General features: G+C 45.3%; 17 protein-coding genes. 9 read left to right on the top strand and 8 right to left on the bottom strand.

Annotated features, from left to right (window positions below):
* Positions 1-241: 241 nt before the first annotated feature.
* Positions 242-760: a dCTP deaminase gene (gene dcd, locus GXO74_04530; protein NOZ60927.1), complete on the bottom strand. Its 519-nt coding sequence runs from the start codon at positions 758-760 to the stop codon at positions 242-244.
* A gap of 345 nt (positions 761-1,105) precedes the next feature.
* Between dcd and GXO74_04535 the strand changes: the two genes are divergently transcribed.
* The 9 genes from GXO74_04535 (at position 1,106) to GXO74_04575 (ending at position 15,092) form a co-directional block, all read left to right on the top strand.
* Complete coding sequence (locus tag GXO74_04535) at positions 1,106-3,802, top strand: prolyl oligopeptidase family serine peptidase (GenBank protein ID NOZ60928.1); 2,697 nt, start codon at positions 1,106-1,108, stop codon at positions 3,800-3,802.
* 173 nt (positions 3,803-3,975) lie between these two features.
* Positions 3,976-5,949 carry a hypothetical protein gene (locus tag GXO74_04540; protein ID NOZ60929.1) on the top strand — a complete coding sequence of 658 codons (1,974 nt, stop codon included), beginning with the start codon at positions 3,976-3,978 and terminating at the stop codon, positions 5,947-5,949.
* 138 nt (positions 5,950-6,087) lie between these two features.
* Positions 6,088-7,173, top strand: a complete 1,086-nt coding sequence (locus GXO74_04545) for a hypothetical protein (protein NOZ60930.1) — start codon at positions 6,088-6,090, stop codon at positions 7,171-7,173.
* A 12-nt stretch (positions 7,174-7,185) separates the two neighbouring features.
* Positions 7,186-8,070 (top strand): rubrerythrin family protein, encoded by an 885-nt coding sequence (locus tag GXO74_04550; GenBank protein ID NOZ60931.1) that lies wholly within the window; start codon positions 7,186-7,188, stop codon positions 8,068-8,070.
* A gap of 85 nt (positions 8,071-8,155) precedes the next feature.
* Positions 8,156-8,500: a hypothetical protein gene (locus GXO74_04555; GenBank protein NOZ60932.1), complete on the top strand. Its 345-nt coding sequence runs from the start codon at positions 8,156-8,158 to the stop codon at positions 8,498-8,500.
* A 618-nt stretch (positions 8,501-9,118) separates the two neighbouring features.
* Positions 9,119-11,662: a PAS domain S-box protein gene (locus GXO74_04560; protein NOZ60933.1), complete on the top strand. Its 2,544-nt coding sequence runs from the start codon at positions 9,119-9,121 to the stop codon at positions 11,660-11,662.
* Positions 11,659-12,027 (top strand): response regulator, encoded by a 369-nt coding sequence (locus GXO74_04565; GenBank protein NOZ60934.1) that lies wholly within the window; start codon positions 11,659-11,661, stop codon positions 12,025-12,027. Before GXO74_04560 ends, GXO74_04565 begins: the two co-directional genes overlap by 4 nt.
* Positions 12,028-12,547: 520 nt before the next feature.
* On the top strand, positions 12,548-13,717 hold the full coding sequence (locus GXO74_04570) for a threonine synthase (GenBank protein ID NOZ60935.1): 1,170 nt from the start codon (positions 12,548-12,550) through the stop codon (positions 13,715-13,717).
* A 109-nt stretch (positions 13,718-13,826) separates the two neighbouring features.
* Positions 13,827-15,092, top strand: coding sequence for an ATP-binding protein (locus GXO74_04575; GenBank protein NOZ60936.1), 1,266 nt, complete (start codon positions 13,827-13,829; stop codon positions 15,090-15,092).
* An 83-nt stretch (positions 15,093-15,175) separates the two neighbouring features.
* On the opposite strand, the gene GXO74_04580 is transcribed toward GXO74_04575, so the two are convergent.
* The 7 genes from GXO74_04580 to GXO74_04610 form a co-directional block, all read right to left on the bottom strand.
* Positions 15,176-15,826, bottom strand: a complete 651-nt coding sequence (locus GXO74_04580) for a site-2 protease family protein (GenBank protein NOZ60937.1) — start codon at positions 15,824-15,826, stop codon at positions 15,176-15,178.
* A 5-nt stretch (positions 15,827-15,831) separates the two neighbouring features.
* A complete protein-coding gene (locus tag GXO74_04585) occupies positions 15,832-17,634 on the bottom strand; it encodes a hypothetical protein (GenBank protein NOZ60938.1) in 1,803 nt (600 codons plus the stop codon).
* Between the two features lie 3 nt (positions 17,635-17,637).
* Positions 17,638-18,951: a ribosome biogenesis GTPase Der gene (locus GXO74_04590; GenBank protein ID NOZ60939.1), complete on the bottom strand. Its 1,314-nt coding sequence runs from the start codon at positions 18,949-18,951 to the stop codon at positions 17,638-17,640.
* A 47-nt stretch (positions 18,952-18,998) separates the two neighbouring features.
* Positions 18,999-20,303, bottom strand: a complete 1,305-nt coding sequence (locus GXO74_04595; GenBank protein ID NOZ60940.1) for a DUF512 domain-containing protein — start codon at positions 20,301-20,303, stop codon at positions 18,999-19,001.
* Between the two features lie 219 nt (positions 20,304-20,522).
* Entirely contained in the window at positions 20,523-21,266 is a 744-nt protein-coding gene (locus tag GXO74_04600) for a FecR domain-containing protein (protein NOZ60941.1), read from the bottom strand.
* Between the two features lie 26 nt (positions 21,267-21,292).
* On the bottom strand, positions 21,293-22,297 hold the full coding sequence (locus tag GXO74_04605; GenBank protein ID NOZ60942.1) for a hypothetical protein: 1,005 nt from the start codon (positions 22,295-22,297) through the stop codon (positions 21,293-21,295).
* A gap of 122 nt (positions 22,298-22,419) precedes the next feature.
* Positions 22,420-23,346, bottom strand: a complete 927-nt coding sequence (locus GXO74_04610; GenBank protein NOZ60943.1) for a hypothetical protein — start codon at positions 23,344-23,346, stop codon at positions 22,420-22,422.
* Positions 23,347-23,368 lie beyond the last annotated feature (22 nt).

Here is a 23,368-nt window from a genome sequence, read left to right on the forward strand (position 1 = left end):
CAAAGATGTTGAACATTTGTAGGAGAAATGAAGTTCATTTTGAAAGGGCAACCCTGAAAGGGTTGAACGTTTTTAAATTAATTATGAAAAAATGAGAATCATAAATTTTCGAAATCATTTTTTCCGGTAAAAAAAGTTATTTTTATTTAGAAATTTCCAGAATTTTTGGGGACATTCAGCTTTTTTAATTGATGTCCAAAATCTGACAATTTCTCTAATGCCCGAGAAGCGGCAATCACACTCAAAAATCATTATTCACCTGATTGCGAAATCTCCCTTCATATTTCGCCTCGCCGATGGTGCGCTGGAAAATGAACTGGCAAATGGCAGTTCCCGGATGAATACGCAGCGGCATGGGACTGAAATTGGTCATTTCCAGCACCTGCTGGTTGTTAATTCCCGGTTGCATGAAGCTGGCGGAAATGTGCACCAACAGGCCCAGTCGCGCAAACTTGCTCCGCCCTTCGAGCCAGCCGCAGATGTCCGACGCTAATTGAATTCGCTCGCGCGTAATGCCTAAAATTGTCTCGCCGGGCATGAGTACGATGCCTTCGGGAGCATGGCGCAACTCAGTCATCTCGCTGTAATCGGCGCTATCGTTTACTTCAATGATATCGTGCACTTTCTTGAAAATGCGAAACTTATCGCCCAGGTGCAGATCCACCGATCCCGGGCCGACCATTTCTTCGTCAAATGGGTCAATGACGATGTTTCCCGCTTTGATTTCTTTCAAAATTTCATCTCTGGTCAGGATGCTCATGGGGCTTTCCTTTGTCTGTTTGTAGGCTTAAGCTTTGCATTATGTGTTCGGACCTAAAAGTTAACCATTAAAATATTATCGGAGAGAATTGGTTTTTACTTCAAAAAATACTTTCGCGAAATCAGGAACTCAAAACTCTTAACCCAAGACCAGAAAGATAACATAATTTTATTATTCAATCAAGGGATTTTTTCAAAAAAAATTAGTCAGGAAGTGGAATCCGAAGAATAAAAATTCTTGATTTATTGACCTGATTTGACTATATTGAGGTTTGCAGCGCAGAGCAATCTTGTCGATAATCTTCAATTTTTGGTGCCCGAGCATTAACTTAATTGGAGGAACGCCATGAAGTACAAATCCCTCTTTTTTGTTTCCTTGCTTTCTGTCTTGCTTGCATTTTCAATTTTTGCTAAAGAAAAAAAAGATCCCCGCGCATGGACCATCGACGATGTGCTGAAAATGGAATCGGCGCGCAGTTTTGACATCAGTCCCTGCGGAAAATGGGTTGTCTGGGCGAAAACCAGACCCGATAACAAAAAAAATCAGAGCGTGAGCGATCTTTATTTGACTTCTTTGAGCGACAGCTTTCAACTTCAGCTCACGCGCGGCGAGTACAGCGACCGTAGTCCAAAATGGTCTCCGGATGGCAAATACATTGCCTTTCTTTCAGCACGGGAAAAAGGCAAAGGCGCGCAGATTTATTTGATGCATTCCCGCGGCGGCGAACCCTGGGCGATCACGAATTTGAAGCAGGGCGTGCAATCCTTTAATTGGCAGAATGCAAAACACATCATTTTCACGGCACGCGAAAATACCACTCAATACGAGAAAGAGCTCAAAAAGAAAAAAGACGACGTGATCGTTGTCGGCGACCAGGAACATTTTTGGCCAGTGCGCCTGTTTCAGATCAATGTCTCTTCTAAAAAAATCAAGCGATTGTCCAAAAACCTGGGCAAAGTTTCCCAGTTTGCCGTTTCGCCGGATGGCAAATGGATCGTCACCAGCGAAGCGCAAAACATTCATTATCCCTACGATTACAAAATTCCCCCGCGGCAATTTTTGTACAATTTACAGAAAAAAACTCGCGAAGAAATTTTCACAGAAAAAAACATGAAACCATCGCGCTTTTTGTGGACCTGGGATGGCGGCGGATTTTATTGTTCGCAGCCGCTTTCCTCTGATCCCAACAACGATTACGTGAGCGTGGAGACGCTGTACTATTTTGACATCAGCAGCAAAAAATATCAGCGGGTTCCGCTAAATTGGAAATGGAACCTTGGCATGAGCGGTTATTACATGACAAAAGAAGGGATTCTGGTCTCCCTTGCCAATGGCGCGCGAAATAAATTGGCTTTTTACCAAAAAGAAGGGACCGGTTGGACACGGACTTTCCTTTCAGATGAGCACGCGGAAAATATTTTTATCAATGCGGCTCAGAAAAATGGCGACAAAGTAATTTTTACTTACACCACTGCCAGCATGCCGCCGGTGATCAAAGTTGGCAAAATTGAGCACGGCAAAATCGTTGATCAGAAAAAAATTATTAAATTGAACAAATGGCTGGAAAAGAAAAACATTGCCAAAGCCGAAGTGATTCATTGGAAAGGCGCCAAGGGCGATCAAGTGGAAGGAATTTTGTACTATCCCCATTCGTACAAAAAAGGCAAAAAATATCCACTGATGTGCGTCATTCACGGCGGTCCGACAGGCGTGGACATGGATCGTTTCAGTGAGCGCTGGTCCAATTATCCCAATTTGTTGGCGAGCAAGGGCTGTTTTGTGCTGAAAGTGAATTATCACGGCAGCGGAAATTACGGCTTAAAATGGATGGAATCCATCAAAAAACATTACTACGAATTGGAAGTCCCGGACATTCTGAGTGGCGTTGATCATTTGATCGCCAACGGACTTGTCGATGCGGACAAATTGGGCATCATGGGCTGGAGCAACGGCGCGATTTTGACCATTGCCTGTGTCGTGGAAACGGATCGCTTCAAGGTGTGCGCACCCGGCGCCGGAGACGTAAACTGGCTGAGCGATTACGGCAATTGCGCGTTTGGCGCGGGTTTTGACAATGCCTATTTCGGGGGACCGCCATGGAAACGCGTAAAACATTACATTAAAAAATCTCCGCTGTTTCAAATGGAAAAAGTGAAAACGCCGACTATTATTTTCTTTGGTACAAACGATACAAACGTACCCACGGAACAGGGCTGGGAGCATTATCACGCCATGCAACAAATTGGCAAAACTCCGGTCAAGTTTTTGCTTTTCCCCGGCGAACCGCACGGCTTCAGAAAAATCTCTCACCAGCGCCGTAAAATGGAAGAAGAAAAGGCGTGGTTCGATAAATATTTTTTCAAGACTTACGAGAAGCCGAACGAAGCGCTGAAAAAAGATTCTCCGCTGGCATTGGCTTTGAAAAAGAAAAGAATCGCCAAAGTGACTGGTTATTACGGCGTGAAAAAAGGCGGACGATTGATGCCAGAAATGGTTCCTGTGAACGACAGTCTGGCTGTGAGCCGATTTGAAGTCAGTCGCGCTCAGTATCTTGTATTTGATCATGGCAAAATTTATCCCTACGATACGGAAAATTATCCGGTAAATCAGGTGACTTTCGAACAGGCAAAAGCTTACTGCAAATGGCTGTCTGAAATGACCGGCAAAAAGTACAGTTTGCCCACGGTGAAAGAGATGAAAATGCTGCTCGCGAAAAATAAGGGCAATTCGAAAAATGAAAATACCCTCGACTACTGGGCAGGCTATCAGTTGACACCGGACGAAGCTGACGCACTGGAGCCGTTAGTGGCTGAGCTGGAATTGTATCGTCCGTTGCTGATGGAAATCGGTTCCAGAAAACCCATGTCTGACGAAATTCCGCTTTATGACATCGGCGGCAATGCGGCCGAGTGGTGCGTGGATGAAAATGGAAACGGCGTCGTCATGGGCGCTTCAGCAATTACGCCGTCGGAGAGCAAAGGTGAGTACAAAACAGAACGACCGGAATACATTGGATTCCGGGTCGTTTTGAGGAAAAAATAAATCCTGATCTTGAGAAAAAAATTAAATGGCAGCCGTGGTTAAATGCTGCGGCTGCTGTTTGAGAAATTTGTTTTATTTCCGGAGGGAAAATGGTAAAACAGATGTTTTTAATTTTTACGGCAATTTTGATGATGTCATTGCTTTGGGGTGGTTGTGACAGAGGAGAAAAGTCAATGAATCCGGCAAATTTAGACACAGAAAAAGTCATTGCCAACTTAACAGCGAAATTCGGCGATGAGCAAGCAGCGAGAATCGAAAAGGGCGTCAAACAAACAGCGCAATTGTGGCGCGCAGAAGACGGCGGCCAGGAAGATTTCGCTCAATTTTGTGAGACGCAATTTATCGCAGACAAACGAGAATTGACAGAGACATTTTTGCGCTTCGATAAAAATCTCGAACAAATCGACGGTTTGAACCTGGAAATGCAGCGCACTTTGCAGGAGCCGATGCATCTGGATATTGGGACTATGCTGCCCGTGGACATGTTGTTTGCCAGCTACGATCCCTTTGCCCAGGTGACTGAAAATTTGTTCAAAACAAAAGTAGCGTTCACGGCGCTGCTCAATTTTCCGCTTTATTCATTGCGGGAAAGGCTCGAATTGGGCCCCAAATGGACGCGTGAGCAATGGGCGCAAGCGAGATTGGCGCAGCGTTTTGATTCCCGGGTTCCCGGCGAAATCAAACAGCAGATTTCCTCGGCGCTGGTTGCGGCGGACAATTACATCAGCAATTACAATATTCACATGCACCATTTGGTTACTCCTGACGGAAAGCGTCTTTTTCCTGAAGGTTTGCGGCTGATTTCTCACTGGGGTTTGCGCGATGAATTGAAGGCGCAATATGCCAAAAAAGACGGTCTCCCCCGCCAGCGCATGATTCAGCGAGTCATGGAACACATCATTCGTCAGACTATTCCGGCAACAGTGATTGATAATTCGAAAATTGACTGGGATCCGGAAAACAACACTATTGCGGATGCGGAAAGCGGAAAAAAATTGAAAGCCGAGCCCGAAGCTAATGTTCGCTACCAACGACTGCTGAATGTGTTTCGCGCCGAAAAAAAAGCTGATCCTTATTTTCCGCAGACGCCAACTTTTATTGCCCGAAAGTTCGAAACAGAACGTGAGATTCCGGAAAAGCAATTTGAAGAATTGCTCGTGTCTGTTGTTTCGTCACCGGTGGCAAGAAAAGTAGGTGAACTCATCGAAAAACGCCTCGGCAGGCCGCTGCAGCCGTTTGACATCTGGTACGATGGATTCAAGTCACGCGGCGTTTACGACGAAGCTTATCTGGACAAAATTGTCGGCAAGCGCTATCCGAACGTGGCTGCTTTTCAAAAAGATTTGCCGTACATTCTGCGCAATTTGAGTTTTTCACCGGAAAAGGCGGCGTTTTTGAGCAGCAAAATAGTGGTTGATCCTTCCCGCGGCGCAGGTCATGCCTGGGGCGCCGAACGCCGCGAAGATAAAGCGCATTTGCGCACGCGAATTCCCAAAACCGGCATGAAATACAAAGGCTTCAACATTGCTATTCACGAATTGGGTCATTGCGTGGAACAGGTTTTTAGCCTGAACGAGATCGATTATGTTTTGCTGCAAGGAGTGCCGAACACAGCGTTCACTGAGGCGTTTGCATTTGTGTTTCAGTCGAGAGATTTGAAACTGCTGGGCCTGACGAAAACAGATCCGCAGGCAGAATATTTGAAAGCGCTGGACACTTTCTGGAGCACCTACGAAATCGCCGGTGTGGGATTGGTGGATATGCGACTCTGGCGCTGGATGTACGAACATCCGACAGCAACTCCGGCAGAATTGAAAGCAGCGACGATTCAAATCGCCAAAGAGGTGTGGAACCAATTTTACGCGCCTGTTTTTGGCACGAAAGATCAGATTTTGCTGGCGATTTATTCCCACATCATCGATTCGGAACTTTACACACCGGATTATTCGCTGGGATTTATCATCATGTTTCAAATTGAGAATTATTTACAGAATAGAAATCTGGCGCAGGAAATGGAGCGCATGTGCCGCCTGGGATCGATTGCGCCGGGAGTGTGGATGGAAGCAGCGGTCGGTGGGCCGATTTCAGCAGAAGCTTTGGTGTTTGCGACGGAGAAAGCCGTAACGATGATCGGAAATGGTAAATGAAAATAGCACGCGGATGCACACGGATCAAACGGATTTCCACAGATAAAAATCCGTGGGAATCCGCCAAATCTGTGTTAATCAGTGTTCCAATTTTATTCGGTATATTTGACCAGAATTAGAAATCATGGAGGAAAAAATATGGCAGGATTCGAAGGGATTAAGTGGGCGACAAAGCAGATGCGGTATTTATTGAAAGATAGAACTTTTGACATGATGCCCGGAGATGACAAAGTTTATGCTGTGTCCCGTTCCATTCATTACGGTTTGTTTCTCGCGTTTGAAGGAATTCGCTTTTTCTGTGATCGCGACGAAAATGGCAAATTGGTTGTCCGATTTTTGAATTTAAATAAAAACATAGAGCGTTTTCGGCGCGGAATTTCATTTAATTTGGGAAATGCTCAACAACCGTTTGTTCCTTCTGTGCAAGAAATAACGAATATTTTTCTGCGCTACCTTCGCGATCCGGAAATGGTAAAATTTTTGGAAGAAATGGCGGATTTGAAGGCTCAGGGCTATTTGCGACCATTCACTGTGGACGAAACACAGTCCATTGGCGTAACTTTTCCGGATAATCCTTCCATTCGGGCTGTGGTCTGTCGTTACGACCAATATCTCGGCGAGCCGTTCAGCGGCGTCGTTGTGCCCGATCTGGTGCGCGCAGTGGGAGTGAATGGCACCGGTTGTTTGAAATTGGGAATTAATTATTTAGTCAGCGTCAAGGCAGTGGACAAGGCAAAAAAAATCCTGCCAGAAGCCAGCACTGCGCTGCTGCTGGACGACCGCCCTTACGAACCGTTGGAATCTCGAACAATTACGGAATGGGATTCTTCCTGCGCTTTGTTTGCCTTGCGCGATGGCAGTGTGATCAAAATTCCCGAGAGCAATCTGATCCTGCCTTCGGTGACGATCAAAGGGATTGTTGCAATTTTGCGCCAGATGGGCGTTACAGTCAATGAACGCGATCTGTCTTATGGCGAGCTGATTGATCTGGTGAAATCCAACGCAGTCGTGGCGGTTTGCAGCGTGGGAACTGCCGGTATCATGAATCGCGCACAAAAGCTGCTGCTGGTCGATGCTAAGAATGAAGTGATCGCCAGGCAGCGTGCTGACGAAAAACATGAATTGTATCGACAATTAGGAGAAGCGAAAAAATACTATTGGGACATTTATCGAGGAAAGGCTTCTGCGCCGGACGGATTGGAGGCAAATTCTTTTGCGATATAAATTGGAAAAAATATGGAAACTAAAATGGCATTGAGCGAGTCGGTTCGAAAGCAATTACTCATTCACCAGAAAAATGAAATTACGGAACACGAGATCTACAAAAAATTAGCCAAGAAGCAGCGAGATGAACACAATCGCAGCGTCTTAGATAAAATCGCTGTCGAAGAATATCGTCATTACCGGATTTGGCAGAAAATTTCCGGCAAGGAAGTGAAACCAGATCGCCGGAAAGTGTTTTTCTATTGTTTGCTCAACCGAATCTTCGGTTTCACTTTTGCCGTGAAATTGATGGAAAACGGTGAAACTGACGCGCAGGAAAGCTATCGCTTACTGATCGATCAATTCCCTGAAGCGGAAGGAATTATGCTCGAGGAAAATGAGCATGAAAAACAACTGGTCGATCTGTTAGACGAAGAGCGGCTGCGCTACGCCGGATCTATGGTGCTGGGGTTGAACGATGCGCTCGTGGAATTGACGGGCGCGCTTGCTGGTTTGACGCTTGCGTTGCAAAACACGCGATTGATCGCGCTCAGCGGTCTCATCACCGGATTTGCCGCTGCGCTTTCCATGGCGGCATCGGAATATCTTTCGACAAAATCAGAAAATGACGAACGAAATCCCAGACGGGCGGCATTTTACACGGGAACAACTTACGTGCTCACTGTAGCGCTGCTGATTTTGCCATATTTGCTGCTGAAAAACTATTTCGTTTGCCTGGCAGTGACGCTGGCAGCGGCGATCGCAATTATCGCGGTGTTCAACTACTTCATTGCTGTCGCTCGTGGCGAATCTTTTTCGGCAAGATTCTGGGAAATGTCCGTCCTGAGTTTCAGCGTGGCGCTATTAAGCTTTTTGGTTGGCTACGGCTTTCGCATGCTTTTGGGAGTGGATTTGTAAAATTATCTCAAGAAGTTCCAATCATTTGCTAAAGTTTTTCATCAAACTAATAAACTCAATTTATTGATAGCGAAAGGGAATTCTCATGCGCCTCAGAACAGCAATTATGACTTTATTCAATGTGATCGCTCTGGCAGACGGAAAAGTCACTGACGATGAAAAAAAGATGATTTTTGACGTTTTGACCAAACAATTTCACATCTCCAAAGAAGAATTAAATTCAGAATTTGAAAAAAATCTGCAACAGATACGGGACAATGCCCCGGAGATGATCAAAGATGCGGTAATGATCTTACGAGAAAAATGTTCAGCAGAAGAAGTCAAGAATGTGATCACGTTGCTCAAAGACCTGTCTTTGACGGACAATGACCTAGATCGTCGAGAAATGATGATCATTGAGATGTTGGAGCAGTTGATGGCAGTGTCCTGAGTTTGAGCGGATAATATTTCGCTCCTACGGCGCTTTTGGTTAGATGAGGAAAGCTGGCAACGAACTAAACAAGGCAAACTAATTAGCTTTGATGTCGACGGCAACCCGCCTAAATTACCAATAAATATCACAAAGGCTTTGCTCTTTGCCGATTGTTAAGAACTTTGTGCTGTTTGTAAGATATTTTTTATTGCTAAAATGGCCAAAGTACAGGATCTTTTCATACAGAAAAGATAAAAAATTTATTTGTGAGATGTCATTTTTTTTAGTTTTTTTTATATTTCCCGCCCGGAACTGAGGTTTTACGTCAAATTTCAAAAAATGCTTGCTTCTGAGCGAATTCTTTGCTACCTTTATCGTGAAACATAAATTTTCTTGTTTCAACATTACGACAGAAATTTTTTTTACAATTGAATCAACGTCGTCCCTCCTAAGTTTTTTTGAAAAGCGCCATGAGCCTATAAGTATCCCATGCAGATAATGTGCAATTCGATTAACAATGATAAAAATTTTTAATAGAAAGTTCAATCCAAATGTAGATTTTTTTTGAGCCCACCTGTTTTCGGAAAATTTGCGGCGGATTGCACTGAGCAAAAATCTTATTTCATGGGAGAAGACATGATGGCCAGCGAAAAAGAGAACGCCGGCAAAAGAGTTGCAGCAAGTGCTTTTGAATCCTTTTTCGGTATCACGCCGCATTCTGAAAAGTTTGCATTTGAAAAACTCGACCTTTCGCACATTCGCGATTTCAGCTCGTTGCGAATCCATGACCACATCTGCCATATCTACGAGAATTTTCAGCAGCGCGATTCTACTCTGGCGTCTTTTATTATTTCCGGCCTTCGCAACGGCGAAAAAACGATTATTTTTTGCGATGAGGAAATATTAGGTGCTGCCAAACAACAGCTCTCCGCGCAGAATTTTGCAATAGAGCAATTTGTAAAATCGGGCCAATTTCAACAGATCACGGATGCTGAATTTTATGAGCATGAGGGCGAATTTTCCCCCGATCAGATGCTCAATTCCTTGGGTGAACAATGCAAACAAGCGAAATCCGAGGGCTATCCTGCTTTGCGCGTCATTTGCGATTTGGCGACTGTGACCAGGAACATTTCCGGCGAAGATAAAATTCTCGAATACGAAAATAAAATGGATGGACAATTTTTGCCGGAGAATGATTGTATCAATATTTGCATGTACAACAGAAAGTCTTTCAGCGCGGAGTTAGTCAAAAATCTGTTTGCGATGCACCCATTTATGGTGAAAGGAGGGCACATTTGCCAGAATTTTTATTACTCTCCCACCGAATCCGATACGATTGACCGACAAATTGATCATTTGTTTGAAAACCTGGAACGATTTCATCTGGATCAATCGCACGCACTGCATAATTCTGCTATGCTCTGGGCAACGTTGAATAGCATCAGCGATGGCATCAGCATTTTATCTCCTGATTTGACGGTGCAAAAAGTGAATTCGAGCATGAATAAATGGTATCAGGAAAATTTACCTCTGGAAGGGAAAAAATGTTACAACGCCTATCACGGAATAACCGTACCGTGTGATCCTTGCCCAACTTTGCTGTGTATGGAGTCCGGGAAAACCGAACATAATGTTGTGCCAGGACTTCCGGGCTCACCCGTCGAGTGGATTGAGTTATACAGCCATCCGATTAAAGATCCGATGACGGGGGAAATTGTCGGAGTGGCGGAATTTGTCAAAGATATCACAGAACAAAAGCGCGCAGAATTCGCGCTTAAAATTAGCGAAGAAAAATATCGGACAACGCTGATGAGCATCGGCGACGGAGTGATTGTTACAGATATTCAGGGCAAAATTGTGAATATGAACAAGGAAGCCGAAAAGCTCATCGGGTGGACTGAATCCGATGCGTTGGGACATCATTTGAGTGCTGTTTTCAAAATAATCAACGAAGACAGCCGCAGAGATATCGGAAGCCCGGTAGAGCGAGTACTGCGCGAAGGTGTTGTCGTGGGACTGGCAAATCACACGCTGCTGATCGCCAAAGATGGAAGCGAGATCCCCATCGCTGACAGCGGAGCTCCCGTTCGGGACGGGGCCGGAAATATCACCGGGGTAGTGCTCGTTTTCCGCGATCAATCCAGAGAAAGACAGGCGCAAAAAGAAATCAAAAAAGCCAGGCAGTTTGCTGAAAGCATCCTCGAGACAATCCACGAACCGCTTATCGTTTTGGATCCTCAATTTCGCATTATTTCTGCCAACAGAGCTTTTTACGAAACATTTGGAGAGACGCCGCAACAGGCGAACGGAAAAAGTATTTTCGACCTGCGAGACGGCCATTGGGACATTCCCGAACTTCGCGCCTTGTTGGAAAAAATTTTGCCGCAAAACACGAGCTTTAAAAATTTTGAAGTTAAATTTGATCTTCCCAAACTGGGCGAGCATGTTAAAATTCTCAATGCGCGCCGCATTTATCAGCGCAAAGAGAAAACCGAGATGATCTTGCTGGCGGTGAACGACATCACGGAGCAGAAAAACAGAGAAAAAGAAATTTCCAAACATCTGAAAGAGAGAGATGTTTTGCTCAGTGAAATTCATCATCGCGTCAAAAATAACCTGAATTTGGTCGTGAGTTTACTCAATTTGCAGGCGCGAAAGATTCAAAATAAAGATCAGGCTATCGAAGCGTTTATCAATAGTCGTGACCGAATTTATACGATGGCGCTGGTTCACGAAAAGCTTTACCAGTCAGCTCAGTTTTCAGCCGTCAATATGAAACAATATATTCAGGATTTGCTCCAGCAACTGAGCGCAATTTATGATTTGGACAGTCGCATTCACATTCACTTTTTCGGAGAAGAAATTTATCTTGACATGGATCGCGCTATCCCTTGCGCTCTTATTTTGAATGAATTGATCACCAACGCCATCAAACATGCTTTTCCCGATGGCAAATCCGGCGATATTATCGTGCGCTTAAAAAAGGCCGACAATGAACGAATCGTCATCATCTGCCGGGATAATGGAATCGGCCTCCCGCTAACAAACTCCATCGACAATTCCGCTTCATTGGGGTTGCAATTAGTGAAAATTTTGACGGAACAATTAGAGGGAAAGTTAACTATAAAAAGGGAGCAAGGAACTCAATTTGAAATTTCTTTCCCGGGGGAAAAGAAGTGACTGTGAAAAACATTCTCATCGTTGAAGATGAGGCCATTATTGCATTAGAATTAAAACTGCGGCTTGAAGAGATGGGATTCCGCGTGAAATCAATCGTGCCCACCGCGCATCAAGCCGTAGAGATTTCCAAGTTACAATGTCCGGATTTGATTTTTATGGACGTCATTCTCAGAGGCGATGGCACGGGGATCGATGCGGCAAAAATTATTCGTCGGCAATCGCGCGTTCCCATTATTTTTCTCACTGGGAACACTCAATTACTAAAAGAACAACTACTCGTTGCGCTGCAGCCGTGTCAACTACTTGTGAAACCGGCGAATGATTGGCAACTGATCGAAGCCATCAATTTTTTGGATTGCAATTGAATCTTTCTTTCCGTTACTGCGTCAAAATAAACGCCTGCAAATACAAAAATCTTGTTGACAAAATCGATTTTTTTGGTCCGTTTTAATAGCCCGGAACCCACGAGCTATTTTTTGGTAAAAAGGAACATTGGCAATTTTTTAACACATTAACAGGGAGCGCATTTATGATCACCAAAGACACAAAAATTTCTGAAATCGTTTATCAATATCCGGCATTAATTGGCGCGCTGGAGCGAATTGGTATTTACTGTTTCTCCTGAGGCGGCCGTCCCGCCTGGGGAACGCTTGAGTTACAAGCGAAATTGAGAGGAATAACAAATATTGATGAAATTGTCCAATCGCTGAATGATGAACTCACGAAAAATGTTCCGGAGAAGAGAAATCAGCTTTGAAAAATCAAGAAAAAATTAATGCAGTGCAGATTGTCGGCGCTGCATTTTTTTTACTTTGTGGCTTTGTGTCTCCGTGTGAGAAAATTATTTTTTAGCTTTTTCGTTTGACACACAAAACGAGGAGATCAATGACTTTTTTCACTCACCTGGAATGCTCTCGTTGTCACCAAACCTACGCTTCTGATCAATTGATTAATCTCTGCCAGTGCGGCGCGCCGCTACTGGTGCGGTACGATCTTTCCCAAGCGAAAAATTTAGACAAAGAAAAAATTCGCCAATTGTACTCAGGCATCTGGGACCTGGCGCCGCTGTTGCCGGTGAAAAACGAAAAATTTCGACTGACGCTGGGAGAAGGAAACACGCCTTTGCTGCGGGCGGAAAAACTGGCGAAAATTTTGGGGCTGAAAAATCTTTACGTCAAAGACGAATCTCCCAATCCGACGGGCTCGTTCAAGGCGCGCGGCTTGTGTCTGGCTGTATCTCGGGCAGCGGAATTGGGCGTCTCGGCGCTGTCCATTCCCACGGCTGGCAATGCCGGCGGCGCGCTGGCAGCTTACGCGGCGCTCGCCGAGATTGAGGCTCACGTCGCCATGCCCAAAGATACGCCGACTGCATTTGTTCAGGAATGCAAATTTTTCGGCGCTGATGTTGAGTTAGTGGACGGCTTAATTACCGACTGCGGCGCTCATTTGAAAAAGAAAGGTCAGGGAAAGGGCTGGTGCGACGTGTCCACGCTCAAAGAGCCTTACCGCATCGAAGGCAAAAAAACAATGGGCTACGAGCTGGCTTTCCAGTTTGCGTGGAATTTGCCGGACGTGATCATTTATCCCACTGGCGGCGGTACAGGATTAATTGGCATGTGGAAAGCTTTTGCTGAAATGGAAGCCTTGGGCTGGATTTCCGGCAAAAAACCGAAAATGGTGGTGGCGCAATCTGCCGGCTGCGCGCCCATGGTTCGCGCCTTCGAGGAGAATACTGAACATGCCGCGGAATGGGAAAATCCGCACACTTTTGCCATGGGGTTGCGCGTGCCCAAAGCTATCGGTGATTTTCTCATCTTGCGGGCAGTTCGCGAAAGCCGTGGCACTGCTGTCGCTGTGTCGGACGATGAGATTTTGCAGTCACTGAAATTCGCCGCTGAAAAAGAGGGTCTCCTCTTTTGTCCCGAAGGCGGCGCCGCGCTTGCCGCACTGAAAAAATTGCTCGCTGAAAATTGGATTAAACCCGACGACCGCGTTGTGCTGTTCAATACCGGCACATTCTACAAATATCAGTCGATCGTGCCGACGGAAATTTGAGGATAATTCTTTTAAAGGTGTCGTCCACTTCAAAAGTGGGCTACGCCTCTTTCAATTTGCCATTCTTCAAAAAACTTCTTGACTTATCGTAAAAAAAGCTGTATATTTTATGATGATGAGCGAAGAAAAGCAGAAATATCGAATATTACAAAATTACCTTCCTCAATCTAATGAGAAAGGTTTGATTCTTCTCACCGGGGCAAGGCAAACAGGGAAAACAACCCTGGCAAAATTGACCTATCCGGAATTGAAATACATCAATCTGGACGCGCCGGAAAATCGCGAGTTGGTCAGAGAAATTTCCACGCATTCCTGGGGAAAAGATATCGGCAATGCGATTATCGATGAGGCGCAAAAAGAGCCAATCGTTTTTGACAAAATCAAATTTAGTTACGACGAAAAGGAAATCACTTTTCAGGTCATTTTGGGGTCGAGCCAAATCCTGTTGATGAAAAATATCCGTGAATCTTTGGCTGGCAGAGTTTCTATCCATGAATTATGGCCTCTGCTTATGAGCGAAATCTGTTATGACAAAGCAAATACCCTTCCACCGGCGCCTCTTATTGACAAAATTATTACCGAAAAATCTCTGGAAGAAGTTTTCTTGTTCGAACCCAGTGCATTATTCGGTCGCGAGCAAAATGGTAGACTCAGGGCAGAACAATATCTCTTAAAATGGGGCGCCATGCCTGCGCTGCTGCATATTCCCGATGACAAAAAGAGGAAATGGCTGCGAGACTACGAATATACCTATCTGGAAAGAGATATTGCTGACCTCGCCCGACTGACTGATTTAATGCCATTCAGAAAATTCCAAAAATTATCCGCTCTGCGATCAGCACAACTACTGAATTATTCAGAACTCGCACGGGATGCCGGCGTCAGCGTGGATACCGCGCGAAGATATTTGCAATATCTCACGATCTCTTATCAGGTTATTTTGTTACAACCCTATTTTAAGAACATTACCAGTTCTCTTGTTAAAACGCCAAAACTTTACTGGCTGGATGTGGGACTTTTTCGTACTCTCACTGGTTTTTTGGGGGAAATGTCAGGACAGCTTTTTGAAACAATGGTTGTCTCCGAAATATTTAAATGGATTAAAACAAGACAACGCGATGCAGAAATATATTTTTATCGCACGCGTTCCGGTCTGGAAATCGACCTGTTAATAACCACTCCGGACGGTGTCATAGGACTTGAAATAAAATCCAGAGACAAAATAGCTCAATCTGATTTTACTGGTCTTGTAAAAATAGCCAATATTTTAGGGAGAGAATGGAAAGGCGGCATCGTTATTTATCGAGGTGTTAAAATTAAAAAGCTTGCCGAACCAAATATTTGGGCGGTACCTTCGTATCGTCTGTTTACTTGAAAAAATTTCTTGTTTCAGAAAGTGTAGTCCACTTTTGAAGTGGACTACACTTGGGGAAAAAATCCGCGTGCTATTTTTCACCATTAAAACCCCAAATCCGCCCCGGCGAACAAATACGAAAAAAACTTCACAAACGGATTCAAAATTGTCCACAAAATGGAAACTTTCGTTACGTAGCCGAATGCAATGAGAGCAATGAGAAGCACAGGACCGAATTGCAAATAAGGCTGAAGCGCATGCTCGTAGCGGGCGGGTGTTAATCCCAATAAAATTTTTGAACCGTCCAGCGGAGGAATTGGGATCAAGTTGAAAAATGCCAGCACGATATTAATCATCATGCCGAACGCAAACATGAATTGCACAAATCCCAAAATTCCCGGTTGCAGGGTGCGCAAACTGGTCACGCCAAGCAAGCGGCAGCCGATGCCGAAGACCAACGCCAGCGCCAGATTCGACGCGGGACCGGCGAGGGAAACCCACAACAAATCGCGTTTGGGATTGCGTAGCAGCAGCGGATTGACCGGCACCGGTTTTGCCCAGCCAATGTGCACGATGAACAACATGGCAGTTCCCAGCAAGTCCAGATGAACGAGTGGGTTGAGCGATAGTCTGCCGGCCAGTTTCGCTGTGGGATCTCCCAAACGATAAGCGACGTAGCCGTGGGAAAATTCGTGTATCGTTAGCGCCAGCAAAATCGGCGGCGCAATGAGCAGAAACTCGATCAAAGTATTCATAAATCTCACTTTCTGATGATAGCAAATTTTTTAATATTCGTTTTGTCCCCAACGCGCAATACCGCCACATAAACGCCGCTGCCGGCACTGCTGCCGTTTTCAGTCACGCCGTCCCACTCGAAAGTCGTGAAATAGAAATTGGAGGCATCGAACGGGAACGATTTCATCCTGCGCCCGTCCGAGGAATAAATGTACAATTCGCCCATGTCTTCGTCGTGAAGATACGCTGAAATCACGACAGGTCCATTAACTCCGATCACAAACGGATTGGGGAAAATATTTTGAATGAAATTCTGATTTTCTTCGGCAGAAAATCCCGGAAAAAACTGAGTAACTTTATAATTTCCTTCTGCATCAAACACGACCGACTGAGCGACCCAATTGTCTTTTTGACGGATATTCAGCCGAATGGCGTGGAAGTCGCTGATTTTTATCAACTGATTGGCGACCAAAAAATCCCGCTGCGCCAAAGTGTCTTCAGGCAAAACGTAAAGATCGAAGCTCAACGCCGCCTTATCAGAAGGATCAAAATTCCCGTAAGACGTTTTTGTCGGTATCTCAAAATTAGAAACGATGACGGCGACGGAATAATTGTTCGGCAAATCAAGCACGCGGTAGAAGGCGGAAGATAACTTGCTCATGCTGGCTTCCACGAAAATATGATGATCGAGCAAAGTCTCCTGCTGGTTGAAGCGCACTTCCGGGTACAAATTTCCTTCGGGATAGAAATTGACGGTGTCGCTGTGCGTGCCCGTGAAATAGTTCCAGAGTCCGAATGAAGCTAATTCTTTTTCAAACGAAGTACCGTAGTTCTGCAAAACATCTCTGATCGCCTGCAGCGCAGCTTCTTGGGGAATTGTTTCCCAGATTTTGCGAATGATATCCGGACCATATTTGCGGACGATCATGTGATTCCACAGCGCCGAAGCGTATTCGTAGCCGTTGTTGGTGTAGGAAAAGGGATAATTTATATGGTTAAAAAATGATGGCAGATAATTCAAATAATCGTTCACTTCCGTGTGTGCGAAATCTTCCATCCACACGGAAGACATTTCCATGTAAAACACGTCGGAATCCCGGTACGCATAATTGACCTGTACCACATGAAAATATTCGTGAGCCGAAGTCACTTCCAGCGACTCAATCGGCGGCGTGGGAAAATCGCGAAAATCATTTTCGATTTCCATGTAGCAGGAATAGCGGTTGTCCGAACCGGGTACGATTTTTTCAAGATAAGTGATGCCGTAATAGATGCCCAAATTGACGAGATACACGTCGAATTGTTTGCCATTGCCGCTGGAATCTACCGCTGGTGGTTTATAGCCAAGACTGTCAACAAGCAAATGGCGAATATACTGGAAATTTTCACCGGCGATTTCCACGTAATCTGGAATCCCGTTTTTATTTGCATCCGTCGCATCCACAGAGTCGCTGCCGGTAGTGGTGTAATGGATACGAAATTGTCCGTCCCGAGTGACGTAGCTGTAGGGCAAGTCGTTTCGCCGCTGGAGATGTTTGGCAAGAATTTTTTGCGCCTCTGAATTCAGTTCATTCCAGTGCTCTTTGATTTGTTGCACCAAAAAAGTCCCGCTACGCTGAGGAACAGCGGATTCGGCAATACGATATTCCTGCGGTACACGATTTGGCTCGTACAAATTTAACGCGCTGTATTCCAAATATTGGATGTAGCTTAATTTGCCGGATTCAAACTGCGCTTTCAAATGATTGGGAGAAATCTGACCGATTCCCGAATTAACTCCAATGGCAAGAAGCAGTGCGGCGATTAAGAAATTTCTCAAAATTTTCAATGATTATTTTCTCCTGAAAACGATAGTAACCGGAACCCCCTCGAATCCGTACTGTTCGCGTATTTTTCTCTCCAAAAATGCTTTATAATTAGATTTAATCAAATCCGGGAAGTTGCAAAAAAATGCAATAATCGGCGGATTATTTTTTACCTGCGTGATGTATTTTATTTTAATTTCTTTCCCGGCGACAGCCGCCGGCGTTGTTGTTGCCAAAATCGGTTCAAAATATTGATTGAGCTCGCTGGTTTTGATTTTTTTCTGGCGTTCCTGATAGATATTTTTCACCCGCTCGATGACTTTAAACACGCGCTGCCGCGTCAGGGCTGAAATGAAAATGATCGGGATATAATTTGCAAAAGAAATTTTGTCTTTGATGTCCGTTTCAAATTCTTTTGCGGTGTAAGTATCTTTTTTTATCAGATCCCATTTATTCACCGCCAAAATAATGCCTTTTTTGAATTTCACCGCTTCTTCGATGATATTTTTGTCCTGGTCCGTGAGTCCCTCGGTGGCATCGATGATGATCACCGCCACATCGCAGCGGTGGATGCCGGCAAAAGTGCGCACCGTGGAAAAATATTCGACAGACTCTTTGACTTTTGCCCGTTTGCGCAAACCGGCAGTGTCGATGAGCAAAAAATCCTGACCGTAATATTTGAACGGAGAATCAATCGCATCGCGCGTGGTGCCGGGGATTTCCGTAACGATGTGGCGTTCTTCGCCAAGCAGCGCATTTACAAACGAAGATTTCCCAACGTTGGGTCTGCCAACCACGGCAATCTTGATCGCTTCGTCCGACTCATCCGTTTCCGGCGTCAAACGGGGAAATTTCTCGACAACTTTGTCCAGAAAATCGCCGATGTTTCGTCCGCCGAGCGCAGAAATCGGTATCGGATCGCCCATGCCCAGTTGATAAAATTCCATCGCGTCCAATTCCCGTTCCCGGTTGTCCACTTTGTTGACGGCGAGAACCACAGGCTTGTTGCTTTTTTTTAAAATGTTGGCGACTTCTGCGTCCAGCGAAGCGATTCCGGTCGTAACGTCCAGCACGAGCACGATGACGTCGGCTTCGTTGATCGCCTGATACACTTGATTGACCACAGCCTGATGGATTAAATTTTCTTTGTCCGGAAGGTAGCCGCCAGTGTCGATGATGGTGAACGCCACGCCTGCCCAGTCCGCGTCGGCATATTTGCGGTCGCGCGTCACGCCGGGCTGGTCATCGACGATGGCGTCGCGTTTTCGAATAATGCGATTGTAAAGCGTTGATTTGCCGACGTTAGGCCGGCCGATTATTGCCAAAACTGGTTTTTTCATAATTTTTTTTCTTAAATCTTCATGATAGCAGTAACCTTGCAAAGGTTTCAAACCTTTGCAAGGTCGGGAAATGTATTTAAATTTTGCAACAACGAAATCCAATCATCGTCAAACACCAGCAGCCGCTGATTTAATTCCTTCGACAACTTTTCCGGCGTCCACTCATCCAGGAAAACGCCCGCGTAATTGACGCAATTGCCTGGCAGCAAAATCAATTCCGCGGGATCGATTAATTTTAGCTGATGAAAAATGTCCTGCCCGGTGAGCAATCCGGTGACTGTAACCGAGTGCCCGTAAAATCGATTTGTCACCGAAACAATTTCCACGGACAAATTTTCGATTTTCGCCAGCAGCGGGTAAATTTCTTTCCGCAGCACAGGGTCGGCAGATTTCGCTGTTACCATTGTCATGCGAATCGGTTGCTTTATTCTATGCGGGAAAGAAGCCATTTGTTCCTTGAAGCTATCGAGAAACTCCCGGGTCATGCCCACACCATTTTCGATCTGCGGAAACTCGTCGTAGCGATCAGCCGGCGGCAGCGGTTTTTTTGCCTGTAAATAAAATTCGTCAGCGAGATAAATCAAATATTGCCCCAATTTCTTTTTGAAAACAACACTTCTGGGCTCCAGTTGTTCAATGATTTTCGCTGAAAATTTTGGAGTCACCGGCTGCAACGGATAGAGTTTCTGCCGATGGCGAGTGAGTCCCAGGGGAACAATGGCGATGGATTGCGCTGCCGGAAAGAGATTGGCCAGATCGTCAATGGTTTGATCCAAAATTTTTCCGTCGTTGATGCCGGGACAGAGTACAATTTGTGCGTGGATGTCAATGCCGTTGTCGGCTAAAAAATTAATTTTTTCCAACAACTTGTCGTCGCCGCGAATGCCTAACATGCGCTTTCTCGTTTCAAGGTCAGTCGCGTGAACCGAAACGTAGAGAGGAGAAAGTCGCTGTTCAACGATCCGCTGCAAATCGTTTTTGCTGACGTTAGTCAGCGTCACGTAATTTCCGTAAATGAAAGAAAGGCGGTAGTCTTCGTCTTTGAAATAAAGCGCGTCGCGCAAGCCGGGCGGATTTTGGTCAACAAAACAAAAAATACATTTATTGCCGCAGTGGCGGTATTGAATTTCTTCAAAAATGACACCCAGATCGTCATCGTAATCTTTTTCAATTTTAACTCGAAAAAAATTCTCGCCTCTCTTGATTTCAATTTCCAAAAACTCATCACTGGAATAAAAACGATAGTCGATAGGATCGCGAATTTGTTTGTCATTTATGCTCACAATTTCATCGCCGGGTGTAATTCCTGCTGCTTCAGCTAAACTGCCTGGCTCAACGGTGTTCACTATCATATTTCTTTCTGAAACAGGTATTTTTCAATCCTCCATTTTTGTAAAAAAAGTCCGGCAACTGTAACCAACCGGACTGAGTTTATCTTCACCAATAAGAATTTTATTTTTTTTAAGAACCAAATAAAAATGAAGTGCTTCCTAAAAATGAAAAATTACTCACTTTGCGACCTAAAATTTTTCCGAAAAATTAAATCAAAATATGCGAAACGCAAAAAGTTCTTAAAATTTCTTCTGCCCATCCCGCTGCAAATTCCAATTCACCCAATCGTCATTTTCATCCTGCGCCGGGTCGATTTTTGTTTTGCTGTATTTGCCGTCGGCGCGCACTTCGATCTGATAGCCGGCAACGATTTGCACCCACTGCTCTAAACTAACTTCAAAAGGTCCCGGCACTTCCGTGGGGCCAGGAACTTCTGTCGGCTGAAGCGAGCGTTGCTGCGGCATTTTGGGGACTGAGTCGGCTTCGGCAAACCACGCCGGGCCCACATCGACGGCGCCGTCGTACACAGAAATTCTTGTCGTGGAGTCGGCGTCAATGCGGTAAATGGTGCCGCGCACGGCGCACACGGCAGTCGGCGTGCGAATAAAAAAACTGGTTCTGTTGAAAAAACCTTTCAGACTTGCCCATAATCTGCCTTTGTTCAATGTCGATTTGTTGGTTTTTTTCTTCGGATTGTAGCGAAGAAAGAGATCGGCATTTTCGCCGATGCGAATGGTGCCTTTTTTGCCAAGTTTGATTTCACAGCGTGATTCCTGCAGCGTACGAAATCTGTCGCCATCGTAAACCGGCGCGTACAATCGCGCTTGTTGCCAGCGAGCGCTGCCCGGATGATGGACGCGAATGGCTCCCTGATCGCCCAAAATAAAATTTACTTTGCCGATTTTACGCTCGTCCGAACGCACAAACCCCATGACAAAAACCGATACCAACAAAATTACGATGCCGTAGCGTGCTGCATTCATGGTAACCTCCCGTGGAGAATTATTTTTTATTGTTTGGAAACAGAAACTAATTTCACACGATCTCCCCGCTGAACGTCGCTGCCCATGATCAGGCGCGCGCGAGTCACTTTGTCGCCGATAAAACCAGTCGCTTCAATTCTGGCTTTCGGACGATCTGATAAGGGAGCTGCATCATAGACAGTGAACAGTTGTCCCGGATGGATTCCCGAAGCAAGTCCCGGTTTGAAGTAAATGGTCGTATCATTTTTTGCCTGAATAATTGTTCCTGCCCACTCGATCGCATCGACGTGATTGGCAATTTTTACGGCGATTTTGTTCACTGCTTTCTGAAATGCGATCCCGACGATGGTTTCGTCAAAATCGTACATGGTGTCAAAGTCATAATCTTTCGTCTGAACGCCGATTCCGGGTCGAATTTCTTTCTCGGAGATGTGGTCAGCTAAAATAATTTCACCCGTCTCGACAGACACCATGCGGTAGGAAATCGTCACAAAACCCAACGTGGCTTTGAGCGCAAATTTCCATTTGTCTTCTTTGTTGTTTAATTTGCTTGCGCCTGTTTCCTGTCCCGCCGTAATTATTTTTCCGGTAATGATAGATTCCACGCCGAGCAGTTGGCCGACTTGCGGCGCCGATTCTTCTGTAATCACGCCGCTCTGTCCCAACGCCTGTTCCTGTAAAATCTGCTCGATTTTCGATCTTTCGACAAGAATGAATCTGCCCGAATGCGCCAGCCGGCTGATGAGCATGTCCGCCAAGGCGCTGCCCAACTTTTGCGTTCCAAAGCCGGAGACGTTTTTGAAATCAAGTACCGCGATTCGTTTTTTAATGCCTGAATACGGTGCAAATTCTGGGCCACGAGCAATTTTATCTATGCGAATGGTGTTCAACCCCGGGATGACGGCGCAATTAGACAGGAAAAGAATCGGAATTAGAAAAGAAAAAATAGTAAAAAATTGAAAACGTCGCCTAGTTGATTTTTGCACTTTCATGGCATTATTAATTTTTCGCTCCTTTTTAAAAACAATCAATTTTTCGCGTTGCCTTTGTTTACTTGTGCCGATTCTGCGGGGGATGTTTTCAATTCCTGACAAATGAAAAGCCTGGCGTGCTGATTTCGCAGTATAGCCAGGCTCCATTTATTCAAAATACATTATTTTAACCGCACAAAATTGCCACGGGCAAAGCCTGATCCTTGAACAACAATGCACACCGATGCTTTCCCCTGGCCAATATTGTTGTTGACAACTTTGATTTTGCCGATTTTTGTATCGACCGAACCCAGCGAAAGTCCGGTGTCCGGATCGACGAGGTCTTCGCCTTTGGCGTAAACGACAAAAACATCGCCATTTTTCAGTCCAGCTTCAGCGCCGGAATTGATGTAAATTTGATTTCCGGCAACTTTAATGATTTTTGCCTGCCACGGCATACTGACGGATTTTGAATCCAGCAATTTGATAATATCTTCGATGGCTGCGCGGGTGGCTTTTCCGACAATGGATTCGTCGAATTTATTTTTGTTGTCAAAACTAAATTTAGGCGTGCCGAATGATAATCCCTTTTTGGATTTTTCTTTGCGGATGTGTTCCGCCGCCAGAATTTCTCCTGTTTCCACATTGATGAGACGAACGTCGATGCCCACGGTGGCAGCTTGTTTGGACACACCGATGCGGATATTTTTGATGCGGCCTCCGGTGCCGCCGCGAGAGTGACCGAATTCCGTCACCGCGCCGACGATGGCAATTTCCACGCCCAAAAGTTTTCCTGCCTTGGCAGCGCTTTCAGGTGTCACGGCGCCGGTCATCCCGAGACTCTGCTCCTTCATCAATTTGTCCAGCGCGCCGCGTTCGATGACTTTGTATTTGCCGGTTTTGACGAGTTCGGTAACCAGCATGTCGGACATTCCTTGGCCAACGCTCTGGCCGGACCACCAGCGATAACGATGATCCGTTTTGTCCTCAAACTCGAAAACTGCAACTCTCTTTTTAATGCGCGCCAGGTCTTGCCCGAAAATTTTTAATGGCACAACAAAGGTGACGATGAGTAACGCCAGCATTGCAATGTTGTGAATCTTTTTCATTTACTGTCTCCTCATTAGAAAA

Source organism: Calditrichota bacterium (assembly GCA_013152715.1).
Lineage (GTDB): Bacteria > Zhuqueibacterota > Zhuqueibacteria > Thermofontimicrobiales > Thermofontimicrobiaceae > 4484-87.

What these genes read in the sequence shown, in the direction of transcription:
- dcd (NOZ60927.1), bottom strand. Translation starts at nt 760, where the DNA reads ATGAGCATCCTGACCAGAGATGAAATTTTGAAAGAAATCAAAGCGGGA.
- GXO74_04535 (NOZ60928.1), top strand. Translation starts at nt 1,106, where the DNA reads ATGAAGTACAAATCCCTCTTTTTTGTTTCCTTGCTTTCTGTCTTGCTT.
- GXO74_04540 (NOZ60929.1), top strand. Translation starts at nt 3,976, where the DNA reads ATGAATCCGGCAAATTTAGACACAGAAAAAGTCATTGCCAACTTAACA.
- GXO74_04545 (NOZ60930.1), top strand. Translation starts at nt 6,088, where the DNA reads ATGGCAGGATTCGAAGGGATTAAGTGGGCGACAAAGCAGATGCGGTAT.
- GXO74_04550 (NOZ60931.1), top strand. Translation starts at nt 7,186, where the DNA reads ATGGAAACTAAAATGGCATTGAGCGAGTCGGTTCGAAAGCAATTACTC.
- GXO74_04555 (NOZ60932.1), top strand. Translation starts at nt 8,156, where the DNA reads ATGCGCCTCAGAACAGCAATTATGACTTTATTCAATGTGATCGCTCTG.
- GXO74_04560 (NOZ60933.1), top strand. Translation starts at nt 9,119, where the DNA reads ATGATGGCCAGCGAAAAAGAGAACGCCGGCAAAAGAGTTGCAGCAAGT.
- GXO74_04570 (NOZ60935.1), top strand. Translation starts at nt 12,548, where the DNA reads ATGACTTTTTTCACTCACCTGGAATGCTCTCGTTGTCACCAAACCTAC.
- GXO74_04575 (NOZ60936.1), top strand. Translation starts at nt 13,827, where the DNA reads ATGATGATGAGCGAAGAAAAGCAGAAATATCGAATATTACAAAATTAC.
- GXO74_04580 (NOZ60937.1), bottom strand. Translation starts at nt 15,826, where the DNA reads ATGAATACTTTGATCGAGTTTCTGCTCATTGCGCCGCCGATTTTGCTG.
- GXO74_04590 (NOZ60939.1), bottom strand. Translation starts at nt 18,951, where the DNA reads ATGAAAAAACCAGTTTTGGCAATAATCGGCCGGCCTAACGTCGGCAAA.
- GXO74_04595 (NOZ60940.1), bottom strand. Translation starts at nt 20,303, where the DNA reads ATGATAGTGAACACCGTTGAGCCAGGCAGTTTAGCTGAAGCAGCAGGA.
- GXO74_04600 (NOZ60941.1), bottom strand. Translation starts at nt 21,266, where the DNA reads ATGAATGCAGCACGCTACGGCATCGTAATTTTGTTGGTATCGGTTTTT.
- GXO74_04610 (NOZ60943.1), bottom strand. Translation starts at nt 23,346, where the DNA reads ATGAAAAAGATTCACAACATTGCAATGCTGGCGTTACTCATCGTCACC.